Annotated in this window: 12 protein-coding genes, 2 pseudogenes and 1 riboswitch; of the genes and pseudogenes, 9 read left to right on the top strand and 5 right to left on the bottom strand. The window is 39.2% G+C overall.

Annotated features, from left to right (window positions below; all coding sequences use genetic code 11):
- The first annotated feature begins 62 nt into the window (after positions 1–62).
- The 6 genes and pseudogenes from VZF35_RS04120 to VZF35_RS04095 all read left to right on the top strand — a co-directional run bounded on the left by VZF35_RS04120 (position 63) and on the right by VZF35_RS04095 (position 5430).
- Entirely contained in the window at positions 63–470 is a 408-nt protein-coding gene (locus VZF35_RS04120; protein ID WP_407311244.1) for an EbsA family protein, read from the top strand.
- 254 nt (positions 471–724) lie between these two features.
- Positions 725–1530 (top strand): annotated as a pseudogene (locus tag VZF35_RS04115) (undecaprenyl-diphosphate phosphatase).
- A gap of 504 nt (positions 1531–2034) precedes the next feature.
- Positions 2035–2250 carry a hypothetical protein gene (locus VZF35_RS04110; RefSeq protein WP_407311242.1) on the top strand — a complete coding sequence of 72 codons (216 nt, stop codon included), beginning with the start codon at positions 2035–2037 and terminating at the stop codon, positions 2248–2250.
- Between the two features lie 248 nt (positions 2251–2498).
- Positions 2499–3293 carry a GNAT family N-acetyltransferase gene (locus VZF35_RS04105; protein ID WP_407311240.1) on the top strand — a complete coding sequence of 265 codons (795 nt, stop codon included), beginning with the start codon at positions 2499–2501 and terminating at the stop codon, positions 3291–3293.
- Positions 3294–3361: 68 nt separating this feature from the next.
- Positions 3362–4462, top strand: a complete 1101-nt coding sequence (locus tag VZF35_RS04100) for an FUSC family protein (protein ID WP_407311238.1) — start codon at positions 3362–3364, stop codon at positions 4460–4462.
- A gap of 59 nt (positions 4463–4521) precedes the next feature.
- Positions 4522–5430, top strand: coding sequence for a hypothetical protein (locus VZF35_RS04095; RefSeq protein WP_407311236.1), 909 nt, complete (start codon positions 4522–4524; stop codon positions 5428–5430).
- Between the two features lie 90 nt (positions 5431–5520).
- Here VZF35_RS04095 and VZF35_RS04090 read toward each other — a convergent pair whose 3' ends face one another.
- Positions 5521–6912 carry an NlpC/P60 family protein gene (locus VZF35_RS04090; protein WP_407314450.1) on the bottom strand — a complete coding sequence of 464 codons (1392 nt, stop codon included), beginning with the start codon at positions 6910–6912 and terminating at the stop codon, positions 5521–5523.
- Between the two features lie 91 nt (positions 6913–7003).
- Positions 7004–7140: riboswitch (cyclic di-AMP (ydaO/yuaA leader) on the bottom strand.
- Between the two features lie 203 nt (positions 7141–7343).
- Between VZF35_RS04090 and VZF35_RS04085 the strand changes: the two genes are divergently transcribed.
- Together VZF35_RS04085 and VZF35_RS04080 are read left to right on the top strand one after the other, a co-directional pair.
- Positions 7344–7835 carry a DUF2179 domain-containing protein gene (locus VZF35_RS04085; RefSeq protein WP_407311234.1) on the top strand — a complete coding sequence of 164 codons (492 nt, stop codon included), beginning with the start codon at positions 7344–7346 and terminating at the stop codon, positions 7833–7835.
- A gap of 297 nt (positions 7836–8132) precedes the next feature.
- Positions 8133–9319: pseudogene (locus VZF35_RS04080) on the top strand (class I SAM-dependent methyltransferase).
- A gap of 36 nt (positions 9320–9355) precedes the next feature.
- Here the strand turns inward: VZF35_RS04080 and VZF35_RS04075 are convergent.
- From VZF35_RS04075 to VZF35_RS04065, 3 genes are all read right to left on the bottom strand, one after another.
- Positions 9356–9916 (bottom strand): peroxiredoxin, encoded by a 561-nt coding sequence (locus VZF35_RS04075; protein ID WP_407311233.1) that lies wholly within the window; start codon positions 9914–9916, stop codon positions 9356–9358.
- A gap of 130 nt (positions 9917–10046) precedes the next feature.
- Positions 10047–11396, bottom strand: coding sequence for a sigma-54-dependent transcriptional regulator (locus VZF35_RS04070; protein WP_407311231.1), 1350 nt, complete (start codon positions 11394–11396; stop codon positions 10047–10049).
- Positions 11371–12939 carry an ATP-binding protein gene (locus tag VZF35_RS04065; protein ID WP_407311229.1) on the bottom strand — a complete coding sequence of 523 codons (1569 nt, stop codon included), beginning with the start codon at positions 12937–12939 and terminating at the stop codon, positions 11371–11373. The genes VZF35_RS04070 and VZF35_RS04065 overlap by 26 nt, the downstream gene beginning before the upstream one ends.
- A 308-nt stretch (positions 12940–13247) precedes the next feature.
- Here VZF35_RS04065 and VZF35_RS04060 point away from each other — a divergent pair, with 308 nt between their 5' ends.
- Positions 13248–13877, top strand: a complete 630-nt coding sequence (locus VZF35_RS04060) for a hypothetical protein (protein ID WP_407311227.1) — start codon at positions 13248–13250, stop codon at positions 13875–13877.
- Between the two features lie 149 nt (positions 13878–14026).
- Here VZF35_RS04060 and VZF35_RS04055 read toward each other — a convergent pair whose 3' ends face one another.
- A complete protein-coding gene (locus VZF35_RS04055) occupies positions 14027–14707 on the bottom strand; it encodes an NlpC/P60 family protein (RefSeq protein WP_407311225.1) in 681 nt (226 codons plus the stop codon).
- Positions 14708–15062: the final 355 nt, after the last annotated feature.

Below are 15062 nucleotides of genomic sequence, written 5' to 3'. Positions count from 1 at the left end.
TAGTTTATTTGTTAACTGCACTTTTAAATAAGCCATGAAGAAGAACTAAAGGGGGAGGTCCAATGAAATACTTTAAACGCAAAACTATAATGTCTATTCTGTTTTTGTTCTCTGGTATCATAATATTTTTTTCAGGGTCACTTCAATTAATGATGAACAATAGTGGTTCTGCTTTTTTCCTGATTTTAGTTGCCTTACTTTTTGTTTTTGATGCTTACATTTATAAAAAGCCTTATCTAGGGTTAGATGAAGAAAAATTAGTCGTTAATAATAGCCTTCTGAAAAAAGAAATCTTCTTAAAAGATCTAACTTCTATTTCTGAAAAGAATAATAAGTTAAGCATAAGATATACTCAAGGCCCATTGACACAAACAATAAATATTCTGCTATCCCATTTGAAAAAACACGATCAGGAGCAGTTTCTGAAGGAGTTAAAATCAAGATTAGGCGACCAAGTTAGGATGAGTTAATGGTTAGGGCATCAGGTCCTAACCATTCAGAACGTCCATAAAACAAAGACCAGGCAAGTAAAGCTTGGTCGAACTGATTTCTTAGAAAATTACACCTAAGGCGATAAGAATTAAAATGGCGATAAAAATAATCGCTACACCAAGGCCAACTCCAACTCCAACGCAAGGGCAAACGGGGGAATTTACTCTTCCATTAGTGAAGGCTTTTTTATGTTTTAAAATAAATACATGTGCAATGAAAAGGCGGTTTCAAGGTGAATGAAATAATTAAGGCGGTAATATTAGGTATCGTGGAGGGGATCACTGAATTTTTGCCTGTGTCTTCTACTGGGCACTTGATCATTGTCAATGAATTTATCAATTTCACGGGTAGCTTTGCGAAAATGTTTGATGTTATCATCCAACTGGGTGCAATTCTTTCAGTAGTAGTCTATTTCTGGCATAAGCTTTTCCCCTTTGGGAGCGGTAAGACTGAAGCTGAAAAGGCTGGAACCTGGGAAATATGGAAGAAAATCATCGTTGGAGTGCTTCCGGCTCTGGTAATTGGGGCAATTCTGAGAAAACATATTGAAGAAAAACTGTTTACTCCCGTGATCGTCGCCTTAGCATTACTTATAGGCGGTATCGTTTTAATTATTCTTGAAGGCAGGACGACACGGGGGAAGTTTACCTCTATTTCACAATTGAGCTACAAGACAGCATTTTATATTGGATAAATCAATGCTTAGCTATGATACCGGGGACTTCAAGATCTGCTGCAACAATCATTGGAGCAATGCTTTTGGGAGCCTCAAGATTAGTGGCCGCCGAATTCTCTTTTTACCTTGCCATTCCTACTATGTTAGCAGCCTCCTTATATTCTCTGCTAAAAATAGGTTTGGCAATGACCGCTAGCCAAGTTCTGTTGCTGGCTATTGGTTTTGTTATTTCCTTTATCGTTGCGTTGTTGGTTATTTCGAGTTTTATGAATTACATTACTAGAAAGAACTTTAAATTGTTCGGGTATTATAGAATTATTTTAGGTATTCTGGTATTAACGTATTTCAGTTTCCTTAAATAGAGTTTAATGAATATGATGTGTCCCAAGCCTATTAAAGATCCTGGCACTATGCTAGGGTCTTTAATAGATTTTATATTAGCATTGATGAGTTTTTAGCTTTCAGAATATCGACTTTGTTAGTCTTTACAAAATATCCTTGTGACAAGTTTACCGTATCATCCACCGGAAAAATAATATTGACGGTTGTGTAATATAATAGTAGTAAATCTTCGAGAGACTACATTCTTATTAGTAATGCTAGTCTTTCGGATTAAAGAGAATTTATAGCTCATATTCCATAACCAGGAATTTATAAAATAAAAATTTAGAGTTAATCTTGAAATTTATTATATATCGTAGAATAATGAGGAATAGAACATAAATTCATTTTTTGACTGAGATATAAAATAGATTTTCCTACGACGAAGGATCTTAGGGTAAAACGATGATTGTATGGTGAAAGTATATAAAAACGTGGGACATAAATCTGAGTATAATTTGTCGTTATATTGAGGTGGTACGAAAATGTACATTGCTTTCCCAGTAGACGAAAAAGTCAAAGCTCGACTTGACGCAGTCTGTAAATCCTTTAACATATCTCTCGAAGAATGGTTTGAGTCTGCCCTAAAAGCGTCAGAATTCGATGTCTTAATAAATCTTCTTAATAATCCCAGAGACCAAATATCGTGGATGTGGGACGAGAAGATATGTCGGTTTGTTCGGCGATCTGATGTCGATTAAACAGTTGCTATGAGCCTTAAGAAAATAAACTAAATAAATAGTGTTTGACGGAACCTTTCGACCTTAATTAGATTAGTAATCTTGTAGATGTCCTATTAACGAGGATAGATAAGGACATCGTGGCCGTTAGGTTTTTCTCGTTCTTGGAATTTGCCATATTGCTAATACGATTGTAATAGTTTATCATTAGGGAAATTTATCAGAGAGTAGCAATTGGATAGATCCGAACGGAAATGGATGTGGTAACGATGGATTTGAGAATCATTCACGATTTGAACAAGGTTTATGCGTTTTTAAAGAATAAAACAAGGTATGATTATATTTATCAGCTTAACAATTTGTCGGTATCTCAATGGGGAAATGTTGTATGCTATGGTTTAGTTGATGGGGATGTTCTTAAGGAAATTGTTATGACGAATATTAATTATCATATTCCTGTTTTACTTTCGGCGAGTTTTAACAACGTGAACCAAAGTGCAGAGCTTGTTGAAAGAATCAAGATGTACCTCCCTGTTAAATTTTATACCCATATGGATAGGAGTACATTAGAGAAAGTGTTCCCAAGTGAAGAAATTTCGGATTTAGAAGAGTATGTGAATATGGGTTTAGAGGATCATCATGAATTATCTAAAAGCCAAACGGCTGAAGTTGTAAGACTTGGCTATCAAGACTTAAACGATATTAGGCTGCTGATATCAATTAGTTATCCTGAGGCATGGCTAGATGATGAATTGCTCAAGTTGAAGGAGAATTTTGGGATTTATGTTGATGGGAAATTGGTAAGTTTCGCAGGAATACATGCCTATTCAGAGTCTTATCACGTTGCTGCCATTGCTCATGTGACGACTCATCCGGAATATAGAAATAGGGGATACGCACAACAAGTAGTTGGGGCATTGGCCGGTAGTCTGCAGAAAAAAATCAAGTATATCGGTTTAAATGTAAAGACGGATAATATAGAGGCTCTAAAATGTTATAGAAAGTTAGGGTTTAAGGAATTTGGAAAATTTGTGGCCTGCCAGATAGATAATAATAGGTATTAAATTATAAACTGGTTTCCATGGGAGTCCAGTAGTATTGTGTAAGTTAATAAGACTTTGAGGAGGAGGCCATGGCAAAATCCAGTAAAGAATTGAAGTACTCAATTTTAGGGGCTCGTACCCTTAAAACCGGTGTGGCAGTTGCTATCGCAATGATGGTGTGCAGAGTCTGGCAGATTGAGCCAGCTGTATTTGCCGCCATTACTGCCGTAGTGAATATGCAGCCATCTATCAGCAAGTCTCTACGAAACGCTTGGGAACAGACCGCCGTACATATCCTAGGGGTAGGGGTTGCTGTAATTTTAGGGCTTACATTTGGCACCAGCCCTTTGGTCTTTGGGCTCGCGGTGATTCTAATAATTGTCATATGCAATCACTTGCATTGGTCAGGAGTCATCACTCTGGGAGTTACTTCAATTGTCTTTATCTTGGACGCTCCTAAAGATCAATTTTTAGAGCATGCGGTAGTCCGTTCTATAGCGGTATTTATCGGCCTCGGAGTGGCATTAGCACTTAACCGTGTTTTAAAGCCGCCTGCGTATAAAGTTAAACTTCGTGATGAACTCGGACGATTATTTAACGATAGTTCATCTTATTTTCTAACGAGTTTGGTCACCTTTATTTCGTCGGCGAACTTACAAGAGTTTCATTCAGAGCACCCAAATGTTCTAGTAAAAAAACTAGACGAAGTAACCCGGTTGTATGACCGGGCTCGCGAGGAGATCACAGAAGAAGACACCCCACTTCTTTGGGAACGCCTCTTGGAAATCTGTCGGGGTTTTATTGAACGGGGACAAACTATTGATGAGATGACTGTTCAAAGAGTCAAGAGACGACGTACCCTTGACTCTCAATTACCTCCCGACTGGGTGAGTCCGGAGTTCAGGGCTATCTTGGATGTACTGATGACCGGGGAAGAGAAATTATCTGCGCGAGTGAAGAAAGTCAACAGGGCTTTATATGAGAAACACGGCCCTGAACCCATCGAGGATGACATCCCATACTGGACTATTTTTGATCAAACGATGGATGCCTGGCAACGTAAAGTAAGTGGAGTCTTTTATTTGCGCGCAATGATGGAGGTTGCGGTGGTTGCTACAGAAATTCGCTGGGCAGGTCGACGTTTGAGGTCAATCTATAACATCAGTGCAAGTGAGGAACTACGAACATAAGAACTATTGTTTAGACTCCAGATTAACGTATTCCGAGCGAAGAAATGAGGAAATGGCTGATGAAAAAATACATAAAAGGGATGATTATAGTTGGGGTGGCCGCAGTTATCGTTATAGGGTCGGTCATTATCAGAGTGAACAAGGAAAATAAAGGGGTTGAAGGTTCGGCAGTGAACGTTTCTGCTCAAACAGATGTTGAGCGAAATAATTCCCCAAACCAACCATCACCTGACTTTTTGCCTGGGGCGAAGTTTACTTCAGAGGACTCAAAAGAGGACAACAATAGGTTTGTTTTTGACAGCAGAAGAGCTGACTTTGATGGTGATGGTAAAGTCGATGATGTCGTACTTATCGGTGAGAAGCAAGATGATAATCCCTATGTTCAAAACATCGGAGTTGCCATTAAGGATAGCCATACGGGTAAGTTTTCGATCGCTTCTATAGGAGAATTAAATTCCGGACTTGATCCGAAATTGTTTATCGGCAGTTTCAATAAGGCTAAGAGCAACGATATTCTGGTCTCTTTTGCTACAGGAGGGAGTGGCGGGGTATATCAGTTTAGTCTTTTGTCTTATCATGATGGTCAAGTAAAGGCTATAGTACCCCAAGAAACATTGAATCATGGGTTGGTGCTTGAGACTCAATGTCTGCCCGGGTTTAATTTGAAGATCACGGATAAGAATACCGGGTATACAGCTACAATTGATCTTCATAAGGGATCTGTCGATTATGAAAGACTTGGTATTTACAATGAAAAAGGTGAGTTATTGCAAGATCCTATGGTACTCGTAGATGGATTCAGCGTTCTGAAACCGGAAGTAAACGGGGATGGGATATGCGAACTGCGTGGAATTCAGAGGATTTCAGTCGGCGCACATGCCAATTCGGTAGCTAATGCTGAATCAGTTTGGAAAGTGTCTAACGGCCAACTTAAATTATTGAGCGAGAATATCGAGGCCCTGAATTAAGATTAAACGAGGAAAAATAGTTTATTTTAAAGATAAAAGAAAAGAGTAATGGCATACGCCATTACTCTTTGAAGTGTCGTTATTACAGAATTAATACCTGCGTGCTCCGAGATAGCGGGAAGAATAAAAACTATCACTAAGGCTAGATACTTCAACTCCACTACTGGGATTACTGGCTTGTACAAATCGACCTCCGCCGATATAGATACCCACATGAGATGCACCCTTGGAATAGGTTGTAAAAAATACTAGATCACCTGGACGCAGATCATTTTGATTGACTGGAGTTCCGGAAGCGAATTGCGCATAAGAGGTGCGTGGAAGAGATATACCTGAACTCGCATAAACATATTTAGTAAAACCAGAGCAGTCAAAGCCACTGCGAGATGTTCCGCCAAAAACATAGCGCGATCCTTGTAAACTTAAGGCGCGATCTACGATACTTGAAGAACCATCACCTCCACGAGAAATTGCAAAAGCAACATTAATGGGCTGACTGCCAGAGCCTTTAGCGACTACTTGATTGACAGGAGATTGTGTGACCTTCTCGTCTAATACTTGCTTCGTTACATCGATTCCATTTTTTTGGATATAGGAATATGTAACTAATTTTGAACCATTACTCCCCGTGGTAAGGATTTTCGTTTTGCCGTATCCTAAACTGTTATCAGTTTTTGTAACGACATCGAAGGGAATTGTTTCTGAGCCTGAATAAGTTCCCTTACTTACAACAGTAAGATAGGGCGTAGAATCAACAAGCTTTACGATCTGGCCAGGCTTTAACTTCGTGTCTTTAGTTGTCCCTGGATTTCCCGCTAATACTTCATCAGTCAACATATCGTTCTTGCGAGCGATAAGCCACCAGGAATCATTGGGTAATACGGTGTAATCCTTGGTTGTTATTTTGCCATCCATTAAAACTTTGTAAGCTTGATCAACAGTTACCATTTGATCGGGTTGGGCTTCAGCTTTTTCGATGCTAATTTTTTCATCAAAATTTACGGAAGCGACTTTATTTTCATCACTAGGCTTAACGTAATAATCTTGATATTCTTTTAGAACTTTATCGGCATCTTCTTTGTTTGGCAATACCGCTATAACAGCACCGTCTGCCTCTAACTTATAACCGTCAAGATAATACTTTAAGTTATCCTCTAATACCTTTTCGTTCAAAGCGGATTCAAGATAGACCGTTGGTTTAACTCTGACATTATCATAAGTGATGATGTCATGCGTTTTAGCAACAAGCCCAAATGACTGGCCTTGTTGTTTCAAAATCGATTCGACAAGGCTTTGACCTGTGTCAGCATTTCGGACCAAACCAATTTGTTGACCGTTGATCATGATTGCAGCAGCAGAGGTCGTTGTCGTAAGATAAAAGGTGAGCCCGCCAGATAAAAGAATTGTAACAGATAACGTGACGATTACTTTCGGCGATTTCCAGGATATCCCTTGTAAATGATTGCGGGAAATTTGAAACATAAGCTTCTTTTTCTGAGTCCAATTGAAATGTTTGATTCGGCTAAGTACCAAACCTTTGAATCGTAACAGAACCGGAAACAATTGCATGTTTTTCACCTTTCTCAGCAGCTTACGAGGTTAGTTGACGGATTCGGGCAAGAAGGTGTAAGCCCTTCGCGTATTATACGCGTTTCACCCCATAATAAATCCCCCGTTCCGGATAGAATCCAGATTAAGCTCTCTTTTTCCTTTCGTCGACATATCATTAAGAAGTATTCGACAGGATATGCAAATGTCCTTTAATTTTTTTTTTGTAATACTTGGCAATTTACTTGGAGTTAATTGTAATAGGGTAATAAAAAATATAGCTGATAAATATACTTAAATTCTATGATTAGATGATAGAATGTTCTCTGACGCTTGAGCGAAAAAATTATAAGGTGGCGAATTCGTTGATCATTTTGGGAATTTTAATTTTTTTTGCAAGAATCATTGATGTTTCTTTAGATACTCTTCGGGTTAAATCAATCATCAGGGGAAAAAAGTTAGTCGTTTCAATGATCGCCTTTGTAGAAATTATTGTGTATACCCTGGGGGCTTCTCAAGCCTTTAAGTATGTCAATCAGCCGACGGTTCTCCTCTTTTATGCCTGTGGATACGCAGCGGGCAACTATGTTGGTATGCTCATTGATGACAAGCTTTCCAGAGACAGCGTTTTAGCTTTAGTTGTCACTGAGCATGATGAGTGGAGCCTGGCGGATACGTTAAGGGAATGTGGGTTCGGAGTCACTACAGCGAAAGGATATGGCTTAAACGGTGCAGAAAAAGCCCAGTTGAAAATCGTGCTTAAGAAAAAAAGGTTTACAGAATTAACGAAGCTCATCCGCGAATCCGATCCATCTGCTTATGTCGTGACAATGGATGTCACAGATATTAAACGATAGAAAACAAATAAAGAAAACTTGGCTGGTGTCCGAAGACATTGTCTTCGCACTTGATAGCCTTGGCGCAGGCAGTGCCTAGTTATGCGCAGGCCATGGATGGCCGAGTGTCCCTGAAGCCAAGGATGGTGAGAAGGGACCTGTAGAAAGTATTTAACGAAGTTATACTCTGACTAGTATAAAAAAGTGCTGCCCGATCGAAAAAAGTTTTATTCGGTTTTTCATAAAATTTACAATACAAGAATAAAATGGTGATCTTCGGCGCACCTTAATGACTATTAGTTTTTAGGGGGGATAACTATGAACTTAGACAAGGTATTTTACCGGAATTTTATGAAAAATCTATTTGCAGACCCCTTTGAAGTTAAGTTTTGGGATGGAGAAGTTGTAAATTATGGAGGAAAGGAGGCAAAGTTCCGAATTGATTTTAACGAACCAATTGCTAAAACTGAAATGTTTGGTGATCTGTCATTAGCTCTTGGTGAAGGATATATGCAAAAGAAAATTGATATTGAAGGAAGCGTTCAGGAAGTCATTGAGTCTCTCTATAATAAACAGGATAGCTTTCTGCACCAGAAAAATGTGTATGTAAGGATGGCTAAAAATCTCTCCAATAATATCCATAGAAACAAAGAAAATATTCAATTCCACTATGATTTGGGAAATGACTTTTATCGTTTATGGCTTGATGAGACTATGACTTATTCCTGCGCCTATTTTAAATCTCCTCACGAAAGCTTGACTCAGGCTCAAAACAATAAGATTGATCATATCCTAAGCAAACTTAACTTGCTGCCAGGTCAAACATTGCTCGATATCGGCTGCGGCTGGGGGAGCTGATATTAACGGCGGCAAAAGCGTATCAGGTTAAGGCTTTGGGTATTACGCTCAGTAAAGAGCAATATAATCGGGTCCTTGAAAGAATTCAAAATGAAGAATTGCAGGAACTCGTCGATGTTCAAATTCTTGACTATCGAGAGTTAAAAGGAAGAACCTTTGACCGGGTGGTTAGTGTTGGAATGATCGAGCATGTTGGGAAGGAACACTTGGAAGAATATTTTTCTACCATAAAATCTCTTTTAAATGAAGGTGGAGCATCTCTTTTGCATTGTATCACTGGTTATCAAGAGGCAGGGACGAATAGCTGGATTAACAAATACATCTTTCCAGGGGGATATATTCCTGCAATCTATGAGCTAATTAAACTCATGGCTGAAAACTCGTTTTATCTTATCGACCTGGAAAGTCTTCGTGAACACTATACTCGAACTCTAGAACATTGGGCACTAAACTTCGAGAAGGCACTTCCGTTAATTCAAACGATGAAAGACGAAGCCTTTATACGTATGTGGCGTCTCTATCTCAACTCTTGTGCTGCTTCTTTCCATTGCGGTAACCTTGATCTTCACCAGTTCCTTTTTAGCAAAGGAGTAAACAACTCGTGGCCTATGACACGAGATTTTATGTATTCAGTTAAAAATTCATAGCAAGTATTTCCTTAAACTGAAGTTTTGATAGTTTCGTTAGATTCTGCCGACTAAACTAAAATCTTTACTAATCCCTTGTTTTCCTGGACGCCAATTTGCGGGAACACCCAGTCCAGTTGCTTGTTCATATTGAAGTCCTTGGATTATTCGGATTAATTCTGTTACATTGCGACCAACTTCAGGAGGATAAAGGCTGGAATATTTCACCTCACCACCGGGTGCAATGATATAAGTGGCCCTGAAAGCAAGCCCTAATTCCTCTCTCAAAACTCCATATTGACGAGAGATGCTATGTGATCGGTCGGAAAGTAACGGGTACTGAATTGTTCTTGCGGACGGAGAAATTTCAGCAAAAACCTTATGAGAAAAGATACTGTCGGTACTAATAGCAAGAACTTTAACTCCTAATTGCTCCAATAAATGGTGATGGGATGCCACGGCTCCCAATTCCGTTGGTCAAACAAACGTGAAATCACTAGCATAAAAGAACAATAAAACCCAATCATTGATATAATTGCTCAGTTTAACAGTCATCTTATTTCCTAAGTAAAAAGCATCAGCAGAAAAATCAGGGGCAACCATTGTAGGTTTAATCATAGTAGCTCCTCCCTTAAAATTGATTTCTGGATTAAACTACGCAAAGCTGCTTGATTATGACATTGGTTCCTTAAAGTTTTAAAAAGCATCCTCCTTTCACTATCAAGTGAAGGGGAGGATGCTTTTAGTTTCATTGTATCTTTATGCCGTATTTCTGCAGCCGATAAAGGAGGGTTGGGCGAGTAATACCCAGATATTTAGCAACTTTAGTTTGGTTATAATTGTGCTTTTCCAATGCCTTTATGATAAGGTGTTTCTCCAATTCTCCCAGAGAGAAGCCACCTTCAGATAGATTAATTTCAGGAGCTATTGTTTTCTCTAAACTATTCAGCAATTCCTTGGGAAAATGTATCGATTGAATTTCAGAACCCTGACATACAATAAGTGCTCTTTCAATGGCATTCTGAAGCTCTCTGATGTTTCCGGGCCAGTTGTAGTGTGTTAATGTTTTCATCGCTTCTGAAGATATTTTTTTGCTTTTAGAAGGGTCGAATTTTTCGAGAAAATGATTGACAAGAAGGGGAATATCGTCTTTCCTAGAGCGAAGGGGCGGCATAATGATGTGCATGACGTTCAAGCGATAGTAGAGATCCTCTCTGAAAGTTCCCTTAGAAATGGCTGTGGCAAGATCTCTATTCGTTGTGGCAATGACGCGTACATCAACATGGATTGTTTCGGTTCCGCCCACTCGTTCAAAACACCGCTCTTGTAATACTCGTAATAATTTCGCTTGCATACTTGTTGGCATTTCCCCAATTTCATCGAGGAGAATTGTTCCTTTATCGGCAATTTCAAAGCGGCCCTTCTTTTTGCTGGTTGCTCCGGTGAAGGCTCCTTTTTCGTGTCCAAACAGTTCACTTTCGAGTAGTTGCTCTGGAAGGGCAGCACAGTTTAGAGCTACAAAAGGCTTATCTGAGCGGTTGCTGGCTTTATGTATTTCCACAGCAGCGACCTCTTTTCCGGTTCCGCTTTCACCCGTTATCAGTACTGTGGTACCGGTTTTCGCGACTTGTTGGATCAAGAGGGCAACCTCTTTCATAGCCTCACTCTGTCCGATAGTCTTCCCGTATTTCTTACCTAATTCCTGACGCAAAAAGTTAACTTGGTTTTCCAAATTAGAGAGATGTAAAGCTTGTTTAACTTGTACCTTTATTTCTTCGAGTTTAAAAGGTTTGGTAATATAATCTGTGGCACCAATTTTCATGGCTTCAATGGCAGTGTCGATAGTTCCGTGGGCCGTAATCATGATGACCGGGATATTATGATTTATCGCTTTTATCGCTTTTAAGACTTCAATCCCATCAATGTCGGGCATCTTTAAATCCAAGATTACCATTGAAGGATCGTTTTCTTCTGTCAATTTAATACCTTGGAGACCTCTCGTGGCAGTAAGTACTTGATAGCCCTCATGGCTAAGTGCCCTCTCGAGGGCCCAGCACATTCTTTCCTCATCATCAATGACCAGAATTCTTGGTGTCATGAAGATCACTCCTGTCATAAAATTGTGGTATCACAGGAAGGGTAATATTAAAGGTAGCGCCTTTGCCCAGGTCGCTGTCGACTTCAATCGTTCCGCCATGCAATTTAATACTTTGATAAGATATTGATAGCCCCAGCCCAGTCCCTGTCGTTTTGGTCGTATAAAAGGGATCAAATATTCTCAACTTATCATCCGTTGGGATACCTTCTCCGGTATCAGAGAAACTAATCTGAATCATATTTGCGCTTTCTTTAGTGGTTATTTCTAATGTTCCACCATCAGGCATTGCTTCTGCCGCGTTTACAATGATATTAACAAAAACTTGTTTCAGTTTTTCAGTATCGGCTAAAATCTTAGAAAGTTTGCGGTCAAGCTTTAATACAACGCTTACTTTCTGCTTGCGCAGCATCGCAGCCGAAAACGAGAGGACCCCAGTAATTAGATCATTGACAGAGCACTCTTTTATTGAAACTTTTGTTGGCCGTCCAAAATCAAGAAGTTCTTGGATTTCTGAATCTTGCCGATCTATCTGTTCCTCTATTGCTCTCGTAAATTCTTCAATCCCGCTCACTTGAGAGTATTCCTGCTTCATAAGTTCCACTAAGGTCTTAATGATAGCAATAGGGTTTCGCAATTCATGTGCCACTCCGGTTGCCAAACGGCCAAGGGCAATTAGATGCTCAGATTGCCTGAGTTGATCTTCCAACCGCTCTTTTTCAGTGAGACCTAATGCCAGACGATTAACTGCTTGGGCTACCTGACCCAGTTCCCCCGGCATTTCAGGCAGTAAATGGTGGATATCATTTTCCATGCTGTTTAAGCCCTGTTTTAGGCGATCGACGCCAGTGGTTAAATTTCTAATGATTATAAGAGTACCAATCATAACAATGGCCAGAACACCGAGAGTGAAATACCTTAGAAGTTTCCCAAAGTAACTGCTCTGATAAAAGAAGGGGTTAAGGCGCTCCTCTACCCACATAACAGCGACGACTTTCTTATTGAGTACAACAGGAGCTATGTACTCAACAACTTGATCACTCCAAGAGCCTGAGATTCGAAAGAGTGGCTCATTACTCGCCTCTGTAGCAATTAGTCCGGGCTTAGTACTGGCAAATATCTCTTTCTCCCTTTCCGCTTCTTCTTCTTGTGAGAGGTTACGATAGTTGTGTAAGAAACCAAGTACGGTGATCTTCTCTGTTTGGGGGACATATAGGCCAAAGCGAATGCCTGAATTTGCTTGAACCTGAGGCTCAACAACCTGGGTGAATTCGTTTTGAAGCTGGGTTGAAGAGATTTCAGTTGCTCCGGCTCCTTGAGACTGAAGACTTTTGGAAAAATCGTTATTAATGCTTTTGACCAAAGCCTCCAGCCTTTGCTCTTTGTCCAAGAACACTACTTCATCTGTTCTTGAAGCAAAAAATATGTCATACATTAAAGCTACTGAAGGAATAAGCATAATAACAGCGATGATAATTACTAATTGATTGATCAGGCTTTTACCTTTAAAAAAAGAAAATAGTTTATTATTCTTCAGTGCGATCACCCCATCATCTTAAACTGTAGTATATGCTACAATAATTTAAGGAAACATACATTTTTATTACGGACTTAATTCTTGAATCAAATAAGCATTTTGCGAACAGATTGCCTATTTAGGGTCTCTGAGGTTTATTCAAAGTGTAGCATTTGCTACACTTTTTTAGTTATTATTTATGTAAAATGCCCGAATCAAGCGGGCTTTGGTGTTGGCACACTGTTTGCTATATGAAATTATATCACAACGAATGTGATTGACGTTATTTTTTAAACCTTATTCATGACTGAGGATAGCTATTGAAAGGTGGAATTTCTTTGTCCAGTTTAGTGCTTACTGACTATTCACCTTTAGATGAGAAAGTAAAGACAGAAACGGGAGACAGATCTTCTCAGATTTGGCTTTTAGTTAACCCCAAATACCCTGATGTTCGTCAGGATATTTGGCTTCCCATCTTAGAGGTGATTCAGGATAAGATGTTTCGTAAACTTCGTAAAAGAATTGACACTGGACGTATTTTTATGAAAACTATTGTTAGTGATATCGGCGTAGTTTCAAGAGCTTCAAACATGTGGTCAACGGAAATCGCTGAAGAAATTGTTACATTAAGGGAAAGCATCCTTGAATATCAGCCTAAAATTCTAATTACTTTTGGTAGCGTGACATATGAGCTTGTAACACGTATCCTCGGAATAAACCAGGAAAGGGAGCCTAAGTGTTGGCAAACTACCAATTTAGGCGATGAATTCCAACGATCCATGGAGAATTTTGAGATAACTGGAATTAATAGAATTCCTTTACCCCTTCGAGCTCTGACAAAGGGTAAGATAATAAATGAGTACAATTATTTTAGTTGGGAAGATTGTGAAGATTACTTTAGTGTCGTTGGAACAAAGATCGCGGATAGAATCCTGGAAAATGAAGATTGCCTTAAAATTTGGATATAATGATATTGAAGAAAAGGTGTAATAAAGTCCTGATGAGAGGAGAATTTCCCTCTTATCAGGACTTTATTATTTAATAGCTCTTTTCTTTAAAAAATCCGAATCATCTTTGGATAAGCACTTATTTTTCTGTCAAATTTACAAATAGATGATTAAAGAACTCGTCGACCGCCTAAATATACCGATTCCCAGTAGGGACCAATGGTGTAAATCGTAACTCCTTTAGAGCTGGAAGAATTAATGAATTGTTGATTTCCAATATAAATACCATCATGATCTACTGTTCCGTTATTTGCAATGGAGAAAAAGATCAGATCACCAGGCTGCAAATCACTAAGGTTTTCAATAGATGTTCCTACAGTGTATTGATCACGTGAAATTCTTGGTAAGGTAATTCCATTTTGAGCAAAAACATACTCAACAAAGCCAGAACAGTCAAATCCAGTGGTCGGTGAATCTCCGCCCCATTGGTAAGGAACACCAAGGTATTTTTCGGCGCTGGCAATAATGGCATTTGCTTTATCAGTGTGAAGTTTCTCTGCGTAAGCACTATTTAAGGCGTTGGCGGTAATAGGTCCAACTACGCCATCAACACTTAAGGACTTTGCTTTTTGAAAAGCAACGACTCCCCCTTGCGTTTTGGATCCAAAGATGCCATCGGTCGTACCGACATTATACCCCAGGTAATTAAGCTGAGTCTGCAACTGAACAACATCGGGCCCTTTTGAACCAATCCTTAGTAAGGTGTCTCCTAAAGAAGCTTGAACCGTTGAGGTTAATGTGAAAATCAGAAGAATCACAATAACAAATAAGGAAGTCAACTTCTTTGTCATAAAACATCTCCTTTCAGCATACATCGATGGTTTTGTAGATAGAGTTATTATAATAGAAAGACTTGGGACAAGTCTATGTGAAAAATAATCCAGAAAAAATTACAAAAGGGCAGTCATTTAAGACTACCCCTCTTAACATATAAAGACATAGTATGCGTCTAAATTGCATTTCGTGGCGCGTAATATTATTGATAGGATGAAACTTAGAAATTTAAATCCTTAAGAAAGGTTTAGAAAATAACTCCCAAGGCAATGAGAATCAAAATTGCGATTGCAATAATTCCTGCACCTACGCAGCCGCCAGTACCTCCGCCATAACCGTAGCCACCATAGCCCATTCCGTACATCGATTTTC

The organism is Desulfosporosinus paludis (assembly GCF_045689965.1).
Taxonomy (GTDB): Bacteria; Bacillota; Desulfitobacteriia; order Desulfitobacteriales; family Desulfitobacteriaceae; genus Desulfosporosinus; species Desulfosporosinus paludis.
The sequence above is the reverse complement of the archived record's forward strand: the minus strand, read 5'-3'. Positions and strand labels throughout refer to the sequence as shown.